The following is a 17,776-nucleotide window of genomic DNA, read 5'->3' as shown; positions in this document are numbered from 1 at the left end:
CAGTTCAAAAGTTGGCAGGAATTTATTTAAAAAAGATGACAGTCCCTTATTTTTATGCTATATTTTTGAAGGAAAATAATAAACAATTGAGATAATATGGTGTACAATAGTAAAAGGCTCATGTTTAGGAGAAAAGGCAGCTCTTACGAAGAAAAACTCAAACGCCGTTTACTCTGGGATGAGAAGAAATAAAGGAAAGTCATGAAAATTTTAGCATTTGATACGTCAAGTAAAACGATGTCCGTTGCTCTTTTAGAGGAGGAGTATCTTTTGGCATCTATGACCTTAAATATTAAAAAAAATCACAGTGTCAGTCTGATGCCTGCGATTGATTTTTTGCTGAAATCAGCAGATTTGAAGCCAGCCGATTTAGACCGTATTGTGGTTGCGGAAGGCCCCGGTTCTTACACGGGACTGCGCGTGGCTGTGGCAACCGCTAAGACGCTGGCTTATGCACTTGCTATTGATTTGGTGGGCGTCTCCAGTTTGCAGGCACTTGCTCTCAGCAGTCACTCGAAGGGCTTGGTTATTCCTATTATGGATGCCAGACGCCGTAATGTCTATGTTGGTTTTTATGAAAATGGCAGAGCTGTGGAGGCTGACAGACATGCTGCTTTGGCTGCGGTTTTAGAACATTTAAAGGGCAGAGAACAGGTCACCTTTGTAGGAGAAGTAGCAGTTTTTCGCCAAGAAATCAGTCAGGCCTTTCCTGAGGCTAAGGTGCAGGAAGTTCTGCCGTCTGCTTTTAAAATTGGTCAGGCAGGTCAAAAACTGGCGCCTGTTGATGTGCACAGCTTTGTTCCCAAATATCTCAAACGGGTGGAGGCAGAAGAAAACTGGCTCAAAACTCATAAGGAATCTGGTCTTGCCTATATCAAACGGGTGTGATGATGAAAGATGAAAAGAATAAAAAACTAGCTGGGACTCTCTTTTCCATCTTAGAAGATGTTTATTCTGTTTCCCCTTGGAGCAAAAAACAGATTTTGGCAGACATGAACCGTCGGGATGCCGATTACTTTTTTGCCTACGATGACAAGAAAATTGTCGGTTTTTTGTCCATTCAGCACTTAGTGGGAGAGCTTGAAGTGACTAACATTGCTGTTAAGAAAGCCTATCAGGGGAAAGGGCTGGGCAGTCAGCTTATGAGTGTATTTATAAAAGACGAACAGCTTCCTGTCTTTTTGGAAGTTAGAGCTTCTAATCAAGCAGCGCAGGCTCTTTATCGGAAATTCGGTTTTCGGGCTGTTGCTGAAAGGAAGGCCTATTACCATAATCCCATAGAAGATGCTATTTTAATGAAACGTGAAGGTTTGCTCTATTAAGGTAAAAAGAAAGAAAACGAATGACAGATAGATATATTTTAGCCATTGAATCATCCTGCGATGAGACCAGTGTGGCTGTTTTAAAAAATGATAGTGAGCTTTTAAGCAATATTATTGCCAGTCAGGTAGAAAGCCACAAGCGTTTTGGCGGCGTGGTGCCGGAGGTTGCCAGCCGTCATCATGTAGAGGTTATTACGCTGTGTATTCAGGACGCTTTGCAAGAAGCAGGAGTTGAGGCGAGTGATTTATCGGCAGTTGCGGTGACCTACGGTCCGGGACTGGTTGGAGCTCTGCTGGTTGGGATGGCAGCGGCCAAGGCTTTTGCCTGGGCGCATGGGCTTCCATTAATTCCAGTCAATCATATGGCTGGTCATCTCATGGCAGCACAAAGCATAGCCAATTTAGAATACCCTCTTCTAGCTCTCCTAGTGTCAGGCGGTCATACTGAACTGGTTTATGTATCAGAAGCAGGACAGTATAAAATTATCGGTGAAACACGTGATGATGCAGTGGGAGAAGCTTATGACAAGGTAGGCCGTGTCATGGGGCTGACTTACCCTGCCGGAAGAGAAATTGATGAACTGGCTCACAAGGGACAGGATATTTACAATTTCCCGCGAGCTATGATTAAGGAAGACAATCTTGAATTTTCCTTTTCCGGACTGAAATCGGCCTTTATTAATCTTCACCATAATGCCCAGCAAAAGGGAGAAGAGCTTTCTTTAGAAGATTTATGTGCCTCTTTTCAAGCCGCAGTCTTAGACATTCTTTTAGCAAAGACGAAAAAGGCCTTGGAGCAATACCCTGTCAAGACCTTGGTGGTAGCAGGCGGTGTAGCAGCAAATCAAGGACTTCGTGAGCGTTTGGAGGCAGAAATAAGCGATGTCCCTGTCATTATTCCGCCCTTACGGCTTTGCGGCGACAATGCGGGTATGATAGCTTATGCTGCTGCTGTAGAATATGAAAAGGGGCACTTGGCAGAACTTGATTTAAATGCGAAGCCAAGTTTGGCATTTGACAGTTTAGAATAAAAGTGCAATCAAGAAGCGAGCACCAAACAGATTGTTTAAGAATTCTGTTTGGTGCTCGCTTTTTTTGTTTTAAATTGGCAAAGTTCGAAAATAATTGAAAAAATATTAAAAAAAATGATAAAAAATGATTGAAAACGATTAACAAAAAAGATATAATACAGTTGTAGCTACATAGAAAGGAAAGATTATGAAATTAGCAACACGTATCAATTCGTTTCTGCCAGTAAACAACAATGATATCAAGGAGGTTTTTAAACGCTTTAAAGAGCTGGGTTTGGGCTATGTTGACCTCAACTATCCGGAGCATGTCAAAGGCTATGAAGCAAAAGAGATGAAAACTCTCCTAGCTGACAATAACTTAGCTTTAAACGGGGTTGCCCTGCGTTTTAGAGAGCAGTTTATCAATGGCGAACTGGGAAATGCCGACCCTCAGGTTGCCCAAGAAGCTTTGCAGCTGTGCAAGGACGCTGCTGATTACTGCCGTCAGGCAGGCGGGAAAGTAGTGACTATTTGGCTGGGCTTTGATGGTTTTGATTACAGTTTTCAAATCAATTATCAAAAAGTCTGGCAGCAGCTGACGGCTGCCTATCAAACGATTGCCGATTATGCTCCTGACTTGCAGATCAGTATTGAATACAAGCCTTTCCAGCCTCGGGCTTACGCTTTTATTGACAGCATGGGTGTGACGGGTATGATGCTGAATGATGTCAATAGGGAAAATGTCGGTGTGACACTGGATTACTGCCACATGCTGATGAAGCATGAAAACCCAGCCTTTGCGGCCGATATTTTTGGCAACCGAAAAAAACTCTACGGTATTCATCTCAATGACGGCTATGGTCTTAACGATGACGGGCTTATGGTTGGAACTTCGACACCTTTTAAGACGCTGGAACTCTTGTATTATTTGAAAAAGCACAACTTTGATGGGGTTATTTATTTTGATACCTTTCCGGTTATCGAAGATGCTTCAAAGGAATGTGAACAAAATATAAAAATGATTGAGCATTTTGAGCGTTTAATTGATAAGATGGGTCTGGAATATATACAGTCTGTTATTGACAAGAATGATGCAGTGGCAGCAAGTCAGCTGATGCTTGAGTTTTTTAAAGGAAACTAACCTTTCCTTCAACCTAAAGGAGAATAAAATGGTCGATTACAAAAAAACAGCTAGAGACATTTTAAGTCATATTGGCGGTCCTGAAAACATTTTGAACATGACACATTGTGCAACGAGGTTGCGTTTAAACTTAAAAGACAGCTCCAAAGCAGATGATGCAGCTATCAAAAATGTTGAAGGAGTTGTAGATGTCATCAACAAGGCCGGCCAGTATCAGATTCTAATCGGAACAGAGGTTCCTCATGTCTATGATGAATTTGAAATTCTGGTTAAGGGAAATGACGATAACAGCCTTGATGAAGGAGGGGAAGAAGGCGGCAGTCTCATCAGTAAAGTTTTCTCAGCTATTTCTGGAATTTTTGCGCCTCTCTTGCCGGCCTTAGCAGGATCTGGTATTTTAAGAGGTCTGCTCATTCTTGCGGTACAGCTGGGTTTGGTGAGTGAAAAGAGTGGAACCTATACCATCTTATTTGCTGCGTCAATGAGTGTTTTCTACTTCCTGCCTGTTTTGCTGGCCTTTACCTCTGCCAGACGCTTTGGTGCCAGTCCTTATATATCTGCTTTGATTGGGGCTGCCCTTTTGCATCCGGATTTTATTGCCTTGCTGGGTAAAACAGGAAATGGAGCAATGACTGATTTCTTTGGAATTCCCGTTGTTCTGATGAACTATAATTCAACTGTAGTTCCCATTATTTTAACTATCTGGGCTTATTCTTACCTCTATAAATGGCTGGATAAGCATATTCCTGAGACGCTGAAATTAGTTATGGTTCCCTTGATCTCTCTATTAATCATGGTGCCTTTAACAGTAATTGTTATTGGACCTATGGGTGTGTATGGCGGTGAATTAATTGCTAATGGTGTGAACTGGCTGATTGAAAGAAGCGGCCTTTTAACAGGAGTTGTCATTGGCGGCGGCTGGAGTGTGCTGGTCAGCTTTGGTATTCACTGGGCAGTCAATCCGATTATGATTAATAATATCTCTCAAAACGGCTTTGACTATATTTGTCCTCTGACCTTTGCCTGTAACTTTGCCGTTATTGGAACAGCCATGGGTGTTTACCTCAAAGGAAGGGACAAAAATCTGAAAAATTTTGCCCTGACCGGTGTGGTAACGATTGCTTTATCAGCTATCATTGAGCCAACCTTGTTTGGTCTGCTGGTCAAAAATAAAAAACTATTTCTGGCTCAAATTATCGGCGGTGCTGTTGGCGGAGCCTATTTAGGCTTTACTAAAGTGGTGACCAATGCCTTTGTGTTTGGCAGCGTGACAACTTTTCCGGCTTTCATTGCGGGGAATGCAAATGTCATCAACGGCATCATCGGTCTTGCTATCTCAGTACTTGTTGGCGGGATTTTAGGCTATATTTTCACGACAAAAGAAGATCAATTAGCGTAAATGAAAATGCAGGGTAAATATGGTATCATTATTACTATAAAGTGAAGGTGACTGATAATGATTCCATATGAGAGACAGCAAAAAATATTAGAAATTATTGAAAATAAGGAAATTGTAAAAATTGACCAGCTGCAAGAATTGATAAGCGGTGTATCAATTTCAACCTTGAGACGGGATTTGAAAGAATTGGAAAAAGCTCGTAAGATCGAAGCTCTGTCAGGAGGAGCTGTCAAGCTTAATTCGACAGTCAGAGAGATACCGATTTCGCAAAAAAGTACTCTAAACAGCGATAAAAAAGCAAAAATTGCTAAAATTGCTGCCCGAGAAATTGCAGACGGTGATGTGATTTATCTTGATTCAGGCTCGACCTGCTCGGCTCTTTTTGAGAAGATTTTTGACAGGAGGATAACCATTTACACGACCAATACCGATATTTTAGCCTTTCGTGAACCAATCGCTGCTAAAATTATTCTGCTGGGCGGTGAATACAATCCTAAAACATCTTCCTTGAAAGGAAGTTTGACCGAAGAAAATTTAGGAAACCTGTATTTTGACAAGGCATTTTTAGGCATCAACGGTCTGTCAAAAGCCAGCGGCGGAACGACACCGACACTGGCAGAAGCTGTTAAAAAAAGAATTGTTAAGGAACATTCCAATCACTTATTTCTCCTGTGTGACAGTTCAAAATTTCACAAGACCTCCAATGTTAAGGCCTTTGACCTGAAACACCTTACCGTAATTTCTGACCAATTCGATTCTACAATTAATGATATTGTCTCGCTGAAGGTAAAATGATACCTGCTTCTGATGATGAAGATCTGATTACTGATATTTTCAGGAAGAAGATTTTTCATTTAAAAAAGGAGAATAGGTATGGAAAAATTACTGTGTCCCAGTATGATGTGCGCTGATTTTGACACTCTCAAAAAAGAAGTGACAGAACTTGATTTAGCCGGTGCTGATAGCTTTCACTGCGATGTGATGGACGGCAGCTTTGTCCCTAATATAGCCATGGGAATGATGGCTATTGAAGCTGTCCGCCGAAATACTGATAAGATGGTAGACTGCCATCTCATGATTGAAAATCCCGCCAGTAAGATCGACTGGTTCATCGATGCCGGTGCTGATTTGATTTACATTCATCCTGAGAGTGAGCGCTATGTTTCAAAGACGCTTGCCTATATTAAAAGCCGAGGGAAGCTGGCAGGTCTTGCCATTAACCCTGATACCAACCCTTTAATAGTAACAGAAGTTTTGGACCTGTGTGATTACCTTTTAGTCATGACGGTTAATCCGGGTTTTGCCGGCCAGGCATTTTTGCCAGCCGTTAAAGAAAAAATCAAAGTTTTGCTTGATATGAGGGAAAACTATCATTACAAAATCATCATTGACGGAGCCTGCAGTCCCCAAATTATAGCTGAGCTGTCCCAAATGGGCTGTGATGGCTTTGTTTTAGGAACCAGTGCGCTTTTTGGCCAGGGAAAAAGCTATCAAGAGTTAATGAAGGAGCTGCGAAAATTATGAAAATTGGAATTGGCAATGACCATGTCGCTGTGGATTATAAGAAGGCTATCAGTGCTTACATCGAAGAAGAGTATGGCTATGAGGTCGTTAATTTTGGAACAGACAGCCCGGAACGTTTTGACTATCCCCTATCAGCCAAGGCGGTTGCTCAGGCAGTCGTCAGCGGTCAGGTTGACAAGGGAATCTTAATCTGCGGTACGGGCGTCGGTATCGGAATCTCAGCCAATAAAGTCAAGGGCGTTCGCTGCGTCATCTGCAGTGAACCCTATTCGGCCAAACTTTCCCGCGAGCACAACAACAGCAATGTTCTTGCCTTTGGCGCGCGTGTCGTAGGGATTGAATTGGCCAAGATGATTGTAGACAGCTGGCTGAATGCGGAATACGAAGGCGGCCGCCATCAAAAGAGACTGGATATGATTGAGGCGATAGAAGAAGACAGGCTCTAAAAGAATGCAGGTCAAATGCTCTTGATTCCATACTCAAGAGCATTTTTGTGTGCTATAATGAAAACATGAGATGAATTGTGAGGGATTTGATGCAGGAAAAAGGATTTCGGGAAGGAATGAAGGATGCTGCACCGACAGCACTAGGCTACATTTCAATAGGACTTGCCTTTGGGATTGTGGCAGCAGCTGCCGGTCTGTCTCCTTTAGAGGTTGGTTTGATGAGCCTCTTGATTTATGGAGGTTCTGCCCAATTTGCCATGGTTGCTATGTTTGTTTCAGGTGCAGATTTGGGAACGATTACTCTGACTGTTTTTTTGGTTAACTTGCGCAATATGCTTATGAGTCTGCATGCAACGACGATTTTTACCAAGTCCAGCCTTTGGCAGAATATTGCTATTGGTACACTGATTACCGATGAAAGTTACGGCGTCCTGCTGGGGGAAAATGTCCACAATAAAAACATCCAGGCCAGCTGGATGCACGGCAATAATCTTCTGAGCTATTCGGCCTGGGTGGGAGCCAGTATTGCAGGAACCTTACTGGGCAACACCATTCCCAACCCAGAAAATTTCGGTCTTGATTTTGCCTTGATTGCTATGTTTATCGGGCTTTTGGTCAGTCAGTTTGATGCCATGACGCTGACAGACGGCACCAAAAAGGTTGTTCTGGTTTTGATAGCAGTTGCAGTGAGTTTTGTGCTGCTTTCAATGCTGCTGTCAGAAGCCTTGGCAGTGCTGTGTTCAACTTTGGTTGGCTGCGGAGTGGGGGTAGTGCTGGATGAGTCTTGATTCTTATGTCTTAACCGCTGTTTTATTGGGCTTTGCAGTCAGTTGGCTGCCTCGGATTGCACCTTTTATTCTGGTCAAGTATAAGGGGCTGCCGGATATTGCGGTTCGTTTTCTCAAGTATCTGCCGGTATCCATTCTTTTTGCCTTGACTTTTTCCAGTCTTCTCAGTGAAAAGATAGGACGTCTGCCGCAAGTCCATTGGCTGGAAGTTTTAGCCAGTCTGCCTGCTTTTTACATTGCCTATAAGTCTAAAAATTTACTCTATGCTGTCTTAACAGGAATCGCAGCCATGGCCGTGATTCGTCTGCTGTTTTAATAATAGCTGCTGCAGGCGGGGTGTTAAATGGATGGTCACTAAAAATAATTGAGGTAGAGTTTATGTTAGAGCTTATTCAAGGGGACGTTACCAAGGTCACAAACGTTGATGCTATCGTCAATGCAGCCAATCAAACATTACTGGGCGGCGGCGGTGTAGATGGTGCGATTCATAGGGCTGCGGGCAAAGAGCTGCTGGAAGAGTGCCGCCGGCTTGGAGGCTGTAAGACCGGTCAGGCAAAGCTGACCAAGGCCTATAATCTTCCCTGTCGCTACATTATTCACACAGTTGGCCCGGTCTGGCAGGGCGGCGGGAAAAACGAAGCTGAACTGCTGGCCTCCTGTTATCGTGAGTCGCTGAAGTTGGCGGCCCAGCATGGTATTCGCAAGATTGCATTTCCTTCCATAGCAACAGGTGTCTATCATTTTCCTCTTGATAAGGCGGCCGAAATTGCCTGTTCTGAGGTTGCCAGTTATATCCGGGAGCATCCAGATGCTTTTGACCTTGTCGAATGGGTCCTGTTCGATGAAAAGACCTATGCTGCCTACAATCGCTGTCTTAATAGTTCTGTACGGTAAAAAGTCAGCAATGCTTTATATCCAAGCTGTCAACAAGTTCCGGCAAAGAGCCGGTTCTCTTTTTGTTTCAATCAGAAAAAATTATGCTAGAATAGTCTCATAAACAGTTAGAAAAGGAAAAATCATGACTTACCGCAAGCTCACTTTTAATCCCAATATTGCCAGTCAGAAGCCTAGCAACAAGGACGTCTGTCCCTTTTGCGACCAGACGGAGCTGGGCAAAATTTTAGATACGAAAAAGGACATGATTTGGGTTGAAAATAAGTTTCCTGTTTTACAAGACAGCTATCAGACCCTGATTATTGAGTCCAGCTGGCACGATGGTGACATCTCTGCTTATGATTTGACCGTTAACCGTCAGCTTTTCGCCTTTATGTTTGAAAAATGGGCAGTGCTTGAAGCCCGCAACGATTACCGCAGTATTGTTCTCTTTCGTAATTTTGGTCCCTTGTCTGGCGGGAGCCTCAGACATCCGCATTCACAGCTTGTAGGCTTTAAAGATATAGATGCCTATGCGGCTTTGGATAAGAAAACTTTTGCAGGCTTAGAAATATATAAGGAAGCAAAAGATGCGACCGAAATTAGTATATCCTCGTATCCCTTACAGGACTTTACAGAATTTAATGTCAGAATTGCTGATATCAGTGACTTGGATCGTTTAGCGGACAGTGTTCAGCTGCTCAGTGATTATGTGCTCAATGATTTTGCCGGCGGCCGCTGCAGCTCCTATAATTTGTTCTTTTATCGTTTTGAGCAAGAAATTTGCTGCAAGGTTGTGCCGCGTTTTGTGACTTCAGCCTATAACATTGCTTACGGCATTCATCAGGTCAATCAGCTAAAAAATCTGGAAACTACCAGAGATCAGGTAAGGACTAAATTCCTTGAAAGATTTAAACAGTCATGATAGCTTAGTGCGAGTTCTGCTGTGAAGGCATTTGCAGATAGTATCAGTAAAAAACTGGGATGAGTACCCCAGTTTTTTTGCTATTTTAGCGAACACCAAAGCCTGTCTGAACTGTTGATACGCTTTGGTCATGTCAGAGGTAAGCTGAGTTAAAGCAAACTGCTGCCGGCCACCCAGCCGGTGCACAGAGCAGATGTAATGTTGAATCCACCTGTATGAGCGTTGATGTCTAAGACTTCACCGGCAAAGAAGAGGCCCGGCACTTTTTTGCTTTCCAGTGTCTTAGGGTTGATTCCTTTAAGATTGACTCCGCCTTTGGTAACAAAAGATCTGGCCAGAGACATCTTGCCGGTAATCTTGATAGGCAGTTTTTTAAGCTTGTCCGCAAGCTCTTGTGCTTGGCTTGGGGATAAGTGCTTGATCTTGTCCGGCAGGTCTGCAGTTAGAAAGTCAGCCACGCGCTCGGGAACTAGGCTTTTAAGAGTATTCTTGCAGGATTTTTCACGGTTTTCCTGAAAATAGCTGAGCAGATCAGCAGGCGTCATCTGTGGCAGGAAGTCCAGATTAGCCGTCTCACCGCTGGAGACAAAGCTGGACAGACGAAGCGCAGCAGGGCCGGACAGGCCAAAATGTGTAAAGAGCAAATCATGAGTTATACGGTGTTTGCCGCAGCTAAGGGTGACGTCATCAAGTGAGATTCCCTGCAAGGCCTTATGGGGAAAATCTGTCAGCAGCGGACTTTCAGCCGCTTCAAGAGGGGTCACTTCCAGCTTGAAATGGCGGGCAACTTCATGGCCAAATCCTGTTGAACCGGTCGATGGATAAGATTTTCCGCCGGTTGTAACAATTAGTTTCTGACAGGTAAAGGCTGCGTCTTTTGATTTGACCTGAAAGAGACCGTCCTTCTTCTTGACTGAAGTAACTTCTGTATTGGTCAGAACGGTGCCGCCGGTTTCTTGAATTTTTGCCTCCAGAGCGCGGATAATTGTCTGTGATTTATCCGTTACCGGAAAGACGCGCCCGTGGTCTTCAGTTTTCAGGGCTACCCCATTTTCCTCAAAAAAATGGATAATATCATGATTGTCAAACTGGGAAAAGACGCTGTAGAGAAAGCGCCCATTGCCAGGAATACCTGCCATAAGGTCATCAAGAGTGCCGTTGTTTGTAACGTTGCAGCGGCCGCCGCCAGTACCGGAGAGCTTTTTGCCCAGCTTGCGGTTTTTCTCAATGAGGAGAACCTTTTGTCCGTAAAAACCGGCAGAAATGCTGGCCATCATACCGGCGGGACCGCCGCCGATAACAATAGTATCAAAATGTGTCATAGGTTCATTTTAGCATAAATTTACTGCCTTTGACAGCTTCCTTCAAACACTGCATGACCTGCCATAAATTGACAGATTAAGGGTGATATGATACTATTTTCATAGTATAAATTCTGTAAAAATGAGGATATTATGGCAATTGAAAAGACAGTCAGCGAATTGGCTGAAATTCTGGGAGTGAGCCGGCAAGCGGTCAATAACCGTGTAAAATCTTTTCCTGAAGAATACGTTGAAAAAAATGACAAGGGGGTTACGGTTGTCAACCGTGCCGGCCTTATTAAATTAGAGGAAATTTACAAGAAAACAATCTTTGAAGACGAGCCAGTCAGTGAAGAAGTTAAGCAGCGGGAATTTCTGGAAATTTTAATTGACGAAAAAAATACTGAGATCACGCGCCTTTATGAGCAGCTTAAGGCCAAAGACAGCCAACTGGATTCAAAAGACGAGCAGCTGCGCATCAAGGATGTTCAGATTGCTGAAAAGGATAAGCAAATTGATCAGCAGCAGCAGCTGACCCTGACAGCCATGCAGGATAAGGAACAGCTGAAGCTGGAGCTGGATGAAGCTAAGGCAGAGGTTGAAGAGATTCAAAATCAGCAGGAAGGCATCAAAAAAGGCTTCTTTGCGAGATTGTTTGGGAAATAAAAGAAGGCTGGAACAAAAATGTTCCAGTCTTGAACTTTGTATCGGCTGATACCGCGGCAGATTGAACAGTCACTTTCTTAATTTTTTTCAAGTTCCTGTTTTGTCCAATCCGCTGGGCTTTTTTTATATTATCTTTTTGACGAGTTTTAAAACGGCAGTTTACCGGCAAAGGCGCCTATTGTTTTTTGCGTAGCGTCCTCAATTTGGCTGAGAGCATCGTTTACAGCTTGAGCGGTCATATCCTGCAGTGTTTCAATGTCCTCAGGATCAACAACAGCTTCTTTAAAATCAATAGAAACAAGTTTCTTGTCACCTGTAAAGGTAGCTACAACGAGTTCTTGGGCTGATTTGCCAACAAAAGTTGTTTCAGCCAGTTCAGCCTGTTTTTTCTCCATTTGTTTCTGCAGCTTTTGTGCTTGCTTCATCATGTTTTGCATATTCATCATAAGATTTTCTAGATTCCTTTCGTATCAAGGGGTTAGACCCTGTTTGTTTTGAAACGGTGACCAATCGTGACCACTTTTTTAGAAGTTATCAAAGGCATTGGCGACCTCTTTTTGTTGTGATGGAAAAAGGTGAGAGTAAACATTGATGGTTGTGTTAATGGATGAATGTCCCAAACGTTTCATGAGAGTGAAGAAGATATAATCTTTTCCTTCTCCATTTCGTAGACCCTGACTGATTAAAAAAGCTGCATGTGAGTGTCTGAAGTCATGATTGCGAATCATCTTCATATTCTCGGGTAGTCGCTTCTTCAGTTTTGTCTTGAAATTGGTGACATTGGCAGAAGTCAGGCTTTCAGGAGAGTCTTGAAAGATTTGAAGACTTTCAAGGTCCTCTGTGAACTCTGAAAGGAGTTCTCCCTGTTGTTCTTTCCATTGTTTCAACTCTTCAGCAAAGGCAGAATGAATGTAAATCCGTCTTCGTGATTGAGTTGTTTTCACTGTTCCAATATGAACTTGATTCTTACGATAGTATGCACTATAAACAATATCAATGTAGTGTTCAGTAAGATTTACATTATTCCAAGTAAGAGCCAAGGCTTCACCAAGCCGTGCACCTGTGAACATCAATACTCGATAGAGTAGCTGATAGCGGTATTCACCTTCAGTGAAACAACTATCAAAGATTTTAAACTGTTCAGGTGTGTAGTAGGACATTTCCTTGTGTTGCTCAGGCAGACGCTTGAGCCCGTTACAAGGATTATCAGTCCTAAAACGTTTAGCAATCGCTACCTCAAACAGCTTATGAATGAAAATCATCTGTTGATTGATATGACTGTTTGACAATGTTCCTCCTTTTACACTTGGTGTCTGGATGAGCCAGTCACGATATTCCTTAATATCGTTGACCGTAACAAGTTTCATATCAGCATTAGCGAAGAATTTGGAAACATATTGGGTATAATAGGATTCTTGTGTATCAATTGTTCCTCTTTTGTTTCCTCTCAATTTGTCTTCTTGACGAACCAGAGAATAGAGGTAGTCGATACTCAGACGGTCTTTTGGTTTGAACTGATGAAGCTGATTGATTCGATAATCGGCTTCATATCGTTCAGCTTCCTTGCGAGTCCTAAATCCTTTTTTACGGTGACGAATGCGGTCGCCTGTTAAGTGACTATAACCATCACTTATATCTACAAACCATTTTCCGTTTTTAAGTTTTGTAACTGTCATTGCTGTTCTCCTGTATCATGTAGACCAGCATTTTGAAGTACATCATAAATTATATCATTTTTCTGAGATAACCGAAAGCCGAGAATGTCTTCAATAGTCTTGAGTGGAACACGTCCAACACGCTTGTTATCATACCAAGAGAATCCACTTGCAACTAAGTTAGCTTTGGCTTCTCGAATCAACTTTTTACATTGACTTTGAGAGTAGCCTGTTAATGTCATTAGGTCATTTTTGTCTACAATATCAATCATCATACTCTCCTTTAATTGCTTGTTTCTGCTGAGAGCTATGTCGCCGTGAATCCAAATACTTAGCGAAGAAATAAGTTTTATTTATAATTAAGCTAAGGAGTTGAGGATTCTCAGTTCTTGCATATTTGACTAAATTGTTAAACTCTGTAAAGTTATGTTCTTCGATAATGTCAATAACAGTTGTGAAGAATTCATTGTTGCTAGTGCTGAGGAGAAATTTATCTAATTCAAACCCGCAGCCGAATTCAATGTCATTGATGTCATAGAGGGTCTTTTCTGGATTTTCCGCATGGGTGAAATAATCGTACATGCCTTTAGGACTCATCACAATTTTCACGTGTGCTGGAGTGTTCAGGTGTTCAGTCAATAATTCTGAGACTTGTGAATAGCTTTTGAGTGACTCAAAGAAGAGTGCTCCATGTTTATGAGCTTTTTTAAATTCTCCGGTTTCTTTATTGATATCCTTGTCATGCCATGGACTAAGAATAAAGGGAATGTGCATGCTTTCAAGAACTTCTAAGTAGTTATCAGGAGCACTTTCCTGATAGAGCAGGAATGCCCATTTATTTGAGCGTCTTTCTTTTGTCATTGTCTTCCTTTCTTTGATGAGTGATTATTGGTGTAATGGGGGTCGTAGTAACCCCATTACATGGTTGAGATAGAGTTTAAAAAGGCGGTACTTCTGGCTTTCACTGCGTGAGCCAAGCACTACCACTCCATTATTTTCTGGCTCCCGATAGCCAAATCGTATTTCCTTTTCTTATGAATGAGGAGAAATAGTAATCTGGGTTGTAACTGGAGACTTCTTCTTTTATTTGAATTTCTATTATATTTAGTAGCTTTTGTGCTTGTTGACTTTTAGGATAGTTCAGAGTAACTTGAATAGTTTCGTATTGAACATCCACTGTACATTAGAAAGTGTTTTATTGAAATCTTTCAGAATTGGGTTGAAGTGAGTACTTGTCCTATTGTTGAAACCAGTCAACTGTTCTGATTGTTCATCTTGTCTTAAAAAACGTCGCAACTGCTTTGTTTGTTTTATAGATATTATGTAATTTTGAATATTATCTGATGTTATTCGGTTGGTCAGTTCAATGAATATTAGAATGGTAGCATTCAGAAGAAGGACGACACCAACAATAAGAGCATAACTTGACAAGATTACTAAAAGTTGTTGTAATATTATGACTACTTCTTGATTAAAATACCCATTTTTAAATAATACTTGAAGGTAAAAAAAGCAAATGAAAGGAGAAGACAGAAACAGCTATAAATCAATAAATAACGAATAAAGTTAAACGTCATTTGAAAAAAACTTTTTTTCATTATAGTATTCCTTTCTTGGTGTAGTAGGTCGGACAAAGAAGCGGAAGCACTTGGTAAGGATGTTCATTATCAATAATTTGAATCAATCCAGTTCCCCTTCCAATTGGTATGACAATTCCTTCAGGATCTAAATCAGGAAATAAAAATTGAGTCGTTTTCTTATTTATATTACCAATTTGAATAAGGACATTGAGCTGTTCTCGTACAGATACAGGAATAGTGTTATGATCAAAACAATAGTAAGTGGACTCTAGTCGCACGACCAAGAAGTGCAATTTGTGAAATCAATGAGAAGAAAGAATCTTTGATAGATTTATTGATGCCTTCAGATAATGCTAATACTTCATCAATAACAATTGTTAGATGGTCAAACTGATGCTCAGGATTATCATAAAGAATTTCCTGTTTTTGATGAATAATGTCTAAGCCTGTACTTAGAGTTTCGTTAATTTCAGAAACGAAATCGGATTTAGAGCGGTTCTTTTTAGGATGAATAACAGCAATACCATACTGACGACAGTAACGACTTGGTTCGTCCTGCTTCGGATCTACAATGATAAGATCGGATATGTATTTCAAAAGACTTAAGAAGTAAGTCAACGTGTAAGACTTTCCAGCCCCACTGTTGCCAACAATGGCAATAGATGTCACTTTATCATAATTAATAACGAAATTTTTCATAATTGGAATTTCATTATTATTTGGCTTACGTGAAAAGATATCTAAATCAGGAATAGCTAATCGTTCTGAAACTCCCTTTTTCCATGGAAAAAATAGTCCACGCTGTGTATGGGTATCATTAGTTTTTAGTGCTACAAAATAAGCAGAGTTTTGCTTTAGCAGGGTATAAAGTGGATATAAGGCAGCATTCGCAATCAAATAGATTTTTTTGATATAGATCATCATCAATAATATAACTTGATGGAAGTCGTGGTAGAAATAAGAAGCCATCCTCCATAATTTTACAGTCAAAACTATTAGTATAGCTAGTCTCACCTTGTATTAAAGTACCTAATACCATATTAAGATATTGAAGTAAGTAGTTTTCTAATTCACGTTTATTCATTATTTAATTACCTTAATATCATCTGCTTTGAAGTAAACATTAAATCCTACTTCACAAGCTTTAAGATTGTCAAATTCAATAATTGCCATATAATCAGGTAAGGAAATATCTGATTCAATTTTACGTTGAAAGGAGGCAATCTTTTTTGTGAAAACCATGCTTTGTAAGCAACAATTTTCCCTGTTGGTTGCTTATCTTCAAATTTAGTTTGAGGTTCTAACTCAGTGCTCAAAGAATAAATTGGTTGTTTTGAATCAATGTATTGTTTTGCAGTTGCAGTTGAATATCCGCCTTTTCTATGATTTGTACGCATTTTGGCATACCTCCGTTAAAAAAATTTTTTGTGTCTTAGCTAAGCACAATTACATTTTAGTTGATGTGATTATTAAAAACCGTCAATTTTTTTGACGGTTTTTAACTTAAAATTGTGATATGAGACATGCCAATTCTACGGATAACCAGTCTGTCAATTTGTCAGCGATATCATAAGAGGTTTCTTCTTCAGGAAAAGAGGGAAAGTAATTCCACAAGGAATCGATTAATTGAATACGATAGTTATTATTGAGCTGATTTAATATATTGCTTGAAGTTGGATTGGTATTATTTAATAATTTTAATATATTTGATTTCAATAAAGTTCCTTCGAAGTTTTCATTTGTTGTAATAAGATACAAAATTTCAGCAATGATTTGGGAGCAAAAACTCTTATTGTGTAAGAAAAGTTCTTTTGGTTTAAGTAATCACCTAGTTTTTGAGTGTATATACTTCGAATAAGAATATTAAGAGCCATAAATTTTCCTTTCCGTCCGATTGATGCGCATCATTTTGAACGATTTTTGAGTTTTTGAAAGATATCAATTTATATAAACATTTGATATCTTCAAATAAAGTATGTCATTCTAAGAGCACTTGAACGGCATTTTTTTAGTTGAAATATGACTCTTTTTTACATTAAAAAAACTCTGACCATTTTGGTAGCCAGAGTATATTTATTATTTTTTAAATTAATAAATTGTTTATAAAGTCGATTTGAAGCAAGTAGTAATTATAAGGTGAAGAATAGTATGTTTTCTATAGTTAATCGATGAATATATAGAAAATATACTGGCTTTAGTGAATTAATTTCAAAAAAGCCCTGACGAATGTAGAACGTCAGGGCTTACATTATTTAGTTTCTTGAATTAAAGTATTAATAGCAGAAATAATTTTTTGTTGCTTATAATCTGGTAAGGACTTAATGTTATCAACTAATTGAGTTAGCTCAATATTTTCTTCTTTTAGTGTGACATCAAAAAATGTAGCAATGTCAACATCTAAAGCTTTCATAATCTTTTCTAATGTTTGAATTTTAATATTGGGTTCTAAATTTTCTAGTTTATAAACATAATTAGTTGGTAGCTCACCTTTTTCTTCTAGTTGTTCCTGTGTCATTCCCTGCTTAGTGCGTAGAATTCTAATTCGTTTGCTGATATATGCTTGTAGTTTTTCCATATCTCACCTCAAAGGATATTTTATAGCCTTGTAAGGTTGTTTTTAACTGTTCAAAAGGTTGTATACAGCCTTGAAAAGTTGTTTTATTTTTGATATCCTATTTTATAGGTTAATACTCATAACTTTAATTTTTTAATTTAGAATAACTAAGATTGAGGTGAGTTAGATATGTTTTGTTCAAGATGTGGGAAAGAGAACAAAAGTGGAAGTAAATTTTGTGTGTCGTGTGGAGCATCCTTACAGACTATCAATACAGTATCTGAGATGTCTTCAGGTTCGAAACAAAAGCAAGTTAATACTAAGTTAGGTTCATCACCAGACTTTTATACTTACGTAACAGCAGGTTTGTTAGTAATTGTTTTGATGTTGAGCATGACTCAACCAGTCCTAGGAATTTTTATTAGTTTTATTTCAATTGTTACTGGTTTAATAGGATTTAAACATGCAACGAATAGAAAGTTACAGTTTATCTTATTAGCTTTTGCCATAATACTATTGATGATTTGTATGAGTAATCATACTGATCAGTTATATGATGATTTATTTACTTTTTAAGTAATTAGAAATAATA

Annotated in this window: 20 protein-coding genes and 2 pseudogenes; 14 read left to right on the top strand and 8 right to left on the bottom strand. The window is 40.0% G+C overall.

Features of this window, described 5'->3' with window-relative positions; translation table 11 throughout:
- Nucleotides 1-201: 201 nt before the first annotated feature.
- From tsaB to BMI76_RS00650, 12 genes are all read left to right on the top strand, one after another.
- Nucleotides 202-888: a tRNA (adenosine(37)-N6)-threonylcarbamoyltransferase complex dimerization subunit type 1 TsaB gene (tsaB, locus tag BMI76_RS00705; RefSeq protein WP_075345717.1), complete on the top strand. Its 687-nt coding sequence runs from the start codon at nt 202-204 to the stop codon at nt 886-888.
- On the top strand, nt 888-1,322 hold the full coding sequence (gene rimI / locus BMI76_RS00700) for a ribosomal protein S18-alanine N-acetyltransferase (RefSeq protein WP_075345716.1): 435 nt from the start codon (nt 888-890) through the stop codon (nt 1,320-1,322). Before tsaB ends, rimI begins: the two co-directional genes overlap by 1 nt.
- A 20-nt stretch (nt 1,323-1,342) precedes the next feature.
- Entirely contained in the window at nt 1,343-2,353 is a 1,011-nt protein-coding gene (tsaD, locus tag BMI76_RS00695) for a tRNA (adenosine(37)-N6)-threonylcarbamoyltransferase complex transferase subunit TsaD (protein WP_075345715.1), read from the top strand.
- Nucleotides 2,354-2,540: 187 nt separating this feature from the next.
- The gene (locus tag BMI76_RS00690) at nt 2,541-3,473 is read left to right on the top strand and encodes a sugar phosphate isomerase/epimerase (protein ID WP_075345714.1); all 933 of its coding nucleotides are present in this window, start codon (nt 2,541-2,543) and stop codon (nt 3,471-3,473) included.
- Nucleotides 3,474-3,501: 28 nt separating this feature from the next.
- Nucleotides 3,502-4,872: a PTS transporter subunit EIIC gene (locus BMI76_RS00685; RefSeq protein WP_075345713.1), complete on the top strand. Its 1,371-nt coding sequence runs from the start codon at nt 3,502-3,504 to the stop codon at nt 4,870-4,872.
- A gap of 57 nt (nt 4,873-4,929) precedes the next feature.
- Nucleotides 4,930-5,667: a DeoR/GlpR family DNA-binding transcription regulator gene (locus tag BMI76_RS00680; RefSeq protein ID WP_075345712.1), complete on the top strand. Its 738-nt coding sequence runs from the start codon at nt 4,930-4,932 to the stop codon at nt 5,665-5,667.
- 78 nt (nt 5,668-5,745) lie between these two features.
- The gene (locus tag BMI76_RS00675; RefSeq protein WP_075345711.1) at nt 5,746-6,396 is read left to right on the top strand and encodes a ribulose-phosphate 3-epimerase; all 651 of its coding nucleotides are present in this window, start codon (nt 5,746-5,748) and stop codon (nt 6,394-6,396) included.
- Nucleotides 6,393-6,842, top strand: a complete 450-nt coding sequence (gene rpiB / locus BMI76_RS00670) for a ribose 5-phosphate isomerase B (RefSeq protein WP_075345710.1) — start codon at nt 6,393-6,395, stop codon at nt 6,840-6,842. The genes BMI76_RS00675 and rpiB overlap by 4 nt, the downstream gene beginning before the upstream one ends.
- Nucleotides 6,843-6,931: 89 nt before the next feature.
- Entirely contained in the window at nt 6,932-7,630 is a 699-nt protein-coding gene (locus BMI76_RS00665; RefSeq protein ID WP_075345709.1) for an AzlC family ABC transporter permease, read from the top strand.
- Complete coding sequence (locus BMI76_RS00660; protein ID WP_075345708.1) at nt 7,620-7,946, top strand: AzlD domain-containing protein; 327 nt, start codon at nt 7,620-7,622, stop codon at nt 7,944-7,946. The genes BMI76_RS00665 and BMI76_RS00660 overlap by 11 nt, the downstream gene beginning before the upstream one ends.
- A gap of 62 nt (nt 7,947-8,008) precedes the next feature.
- Nucleotides 8,009-8,524, top strand: coding sequence for an O-acetyl-ADP-ribose deacetylase (locus tag BMI76_RS00655; protein WP_075345707.1), 516 nt, complete (start codon nt 8,009-8,011; stop codon nt 8,522-8,524).
- Nucleotides 8,525-8,648: 124 nt separating this feature from the next.
- Complete coding sequence (locus BMI76_RS00650) at nt 8,649-9,428, top strand: DUF4931 domain-containing protein (RefSeq protein ID WP_075345706.1); 780 nt, start codon at nt 8,649-8,651, stop codon at nt 9,426-9,428.
- A gap of 149 nt (nt 9,429-9,577) precedes the next feature.
- Here the strand turns inward: BMI76_RS00650 and BMI76_RS00645 are convergent, their stop codons facing one another.
- Entirely contained in the window at nt 9,578-10,750 is a 1,173-nt protein-coding gene (locus BMI76_RS00645) for an NAD(P)/FAD-dependent oxidoreductase (protein WP_075345705.1), read from the bottom strand.
- 132 nt (nt 10,751-10,882) lie between these two features.
- On the opposite strand from BMI76_RS00645, the gene BMI76_RS00640 reads away from it, so the two are divergent.
- The gene (locus BMI76_RS00640; RefSeq protein WP_003089405.1) at nt 10,883-11,395 is read left to right on the top strand and encodes a DUF536 domain-containing protein; all 513 of its coding nucleotides are present in this window, start codon (nt 10,883-10,885) and stop codon (nt 11,393-11,395) included.
- Between the two features lie 146 nt (nt 11,396-11,541).
- Here the strand turns inward: BMI76_RS00640 and BMI76_RS00635 are convergent, their stop codons facing one another.
- From BMI76_RS00635 to BMI76_RS00595, 7 genes and pseudogenes are all read right to left on the bottom strand, one after another.
- The gene (locus BMI76_RS00635) at nt 11,542-11,841 is read right to left on the bottom strand and encodes a YbaB/EbfC family nucleoid-associated protein (RefSeq protein WP_075345704.1); all 300 of its coding nucleotides are present in this window, start codon (nt 11,839-11,841) and stop codon (nt 11,542-11,544) included.
- A 78-nt stretch (nt 11,842-11,919) separates the two neighbouring features.
- Nucleotides 11,920-13,071, bottom strand: a complete 1,152-nt coding sequence (locus BMI76_RS00630; RefSeq protein ID WP_075345703.1) for a site-specific integrase — start codon at nt 13,069-13,071, stop codon at nt 11,920-11,922.
- The gene (locus BMI76_RS00625; RefSeq protein ID WP_002295456.1) at nt 13,068-13,322 is read right to left on the bottom strand and encodes a DUF3173 family protein; all 255 of its coding nucleotides are present in this window, start codon (nt 13,320-13,322) and stop codon (nt 13,068-13,070) included. Before BMI76_RS00625 ends, BMI76_RS00630 begins: the two co-directional genes overlap by 4 nt.
- Nucleotides 13,315-13,911 (bottom strand): replication protein, encoded by a 597-nt coding sequence (locus BMI76_RS00620; RefSeq protein ID WP_075345702.1) that lies wholly within the window; start codon nt 13,909-13,911, stop codon nt 13,315-13,317. Before BMI76_RS00620 ends, BMI76_RS00625 begins: the two co-directional genes overlap by 8 nt.
- Before the next feature lie 736 nt (nt 13,912-14,647).
- Nucleotides 14,648-15,714 (bottom strand): annotated as a pseudogene (locus BMI76_RS10925) (AAA family ATPase).
- A pseudogene (locus tag BMI76_RS00600) lies at nt 15,714-16,027 on the bottom strand (hypothetical protein). Before BMI76_RS00600 ends, BMI76_RS10925 begins: the two co-directional pseudogenes overlap by 1 nt.
- 851 nt (nt 16,028-16,878) lie before the next feature.
- The gene (locus tag BMI76_RS00595) at nt 16,879-17,205 is read right to left on the bottom strand and encodes a helix-turn-helix domain-containing protein (protein WP_075345701.1); all 327 of its coding nucleotides are present in this window, start codon (nt 17,203-17,205) and stop codon (nt 16,879-16,881) included.
- Nucleotides 17,206-17,373: 168 nt separating this feature from the next.
- Between BMI76_RS00595 and BMI76_RS00590 the strand changes: the two genes are divergently transcribed.
- Complete coding sequence (locus BMI76_RS00590; protein ID WP_075345700.1) at nt 17,374-17,760, top strand: zinc ribbon domain-containing protein; 387 nt, start codon at nt 17,374-17,376, stop codon at nt 17,758-17,760.
- The last annotated feature ends 16 nt before the right edge of the window (nt 17,761-17,776 follow it).

Source organism: Streptococcus sp. 'caviae' (assembly GCF_001937065.1).
Classification (GTDB): domain Bacteria; phylum Bacillota; class Bacilli; order Lactobacillales; family Streptococcaceae; genus Streptococcus.
The sequence above is the reverse complement of the archived record's forward strand: the minus strand, read 5'-3'. Positions and strand labels throughout refer to the sequence as shown.

Excerpts from the sequence above, each read along its gene's own strand:
- BMI76_RS00665 (WP_075345709.1), top strand. The coding sequence starts at position 6,932 with ATGCAGGAAAAAGGATTTCGGGAAGGAATGAAGGATGCTGCACCGACA.
- BMI76_RS00655 (WP_075345707.1), top strand. The coding sequence starts at position 8,009 with ATGTTAGAGCTTATTCAAGGGGACGTTACCAAGGTCACAAACGTTGAT.
- rpiB (WP_075345710.1), top strand. The coding sequence starts at position 6,393 with ATGAAAATTGGAATTGGCAATGACCATGTCGCTGTGGATTATAAGAAG.
- BMI76_RS00675 (WP_075345711.1), top strand. The coding sequence starts at position 5,746 with ATGGAAAAATTACTGTGTCCCAGTATGATGTGCGCTGATTTTGACACT.
- BMI76_RS00645 (WP_075345705.1), bottom strand. The coding sequence starts at position 10,750 with ATGACACATTTTGATACTATTGTTATCGGCGGCGGTCCCGCCGGTATG.
- BMI76_RS00640 (WP_003089405.1), top strand. The coding sequence starts at position 10,883 with ATGGCAATTGAAAAGACAGTCAGCGAATTGGCTGAAATTCTGGGAGTG.
- tsaD (WP_075345715.1), top strand. The coding sequence starts at position 1,343 with ATGACAGATAGATATATTTTAGCCATTGAATCATCCTGCGATGAGACC.
- BMI76_RS00690 (WP_075345714.1), top strand. The coding sequence starts at position 2,541 with ATGAAATTAGCAACACGTATCAATTCGTTTCTGCCAGTAAACAACAAT.
- tsaB (WP_075345717.1), top strand. The coding sequence starts at position 202 with ATGAAAATTTTAGCATTTGATACGTCAAGTAAAACGATGTCCGTTGCT.
- rimI (WP_075345716.1), top strand. The coding sequence starts at position 888 with ATGATGAAAGATGAAAAGAATAAAAAACTAGCTGGGACTCTCTTTTCC.
- BMI76_RS00630 (WP_075345703.1), bottom strand. The coding sequence starts at position 13,071 with ATGACAGTTACAAAACTTAAAAACGGAAAATGGTTTGTAGATATAAGT.
- BMI76_RS00685 (WP_075345713.1), top strand. The coding sequence starts at position 3,502 with ATGGTCGATTACAAAAAAACAGCTAGAGACATTTTAAGTCATATTGGC.
- BMI76_RS00625 (WP_002295456.1), bottom strand. The coding sequence starts at position 13,322 with ATGATTGATATTGTAGACAAAAATGACCTAATGACATTAACAGGCTAC.
- BMI76_RS00660 (WP_075345708.1), top strand. The coding sequence starts at position 7,620 with ATGAGTCTTGATTCTTATGTCTTAACCGCTGTTTTATTGGGCTTTGCA.
- BMI76_RS00620 (WP_075345702.1), bottom strand. The coding sequence starts at position 13,911 with ATGACAAAAGAAAGACGCTCAAATAAATGGGCATTCCTGCTCTATCAG.
- BMI76_RS00650 (WP_075345706.1), top strand. The coding sequence starts at position 8,649 with ATGACTTACCGCAAGCTCACTTTTAATCCCAATATTGCCAGTCAGAAG.
- BMI76_RS00680 (WP_075345712.1), top strand. The coding sequence starts at position 4,930 with ATGATTCCATATGAGAGACAGCAAAAAATATTAGAAATTATTGAAAAT.
- BMI76_RS00635 (WP_075345704.1), bottom strand. The coding sequence starts at position 11,841 with ATGATGAATATGCAAAACATGATGAAGCAAGCACAAAAGCTGCAGAAA.
- BMI76_RS00590 (WP_075345700.1), top strand. The coding sequence starts at position 17,374 with ATGTTTTGTTCAAGATGTGGGAAAGAGAACAAAAGTGGAAGTAAATTT.
- BMI76_RS00595 (WP_075345701.1), bottom strand. The coding sequence starts at position 17,205 with ATGGAAAAACTACAAGCATATATCAGCAAACGAATTAGAATTCTACGC.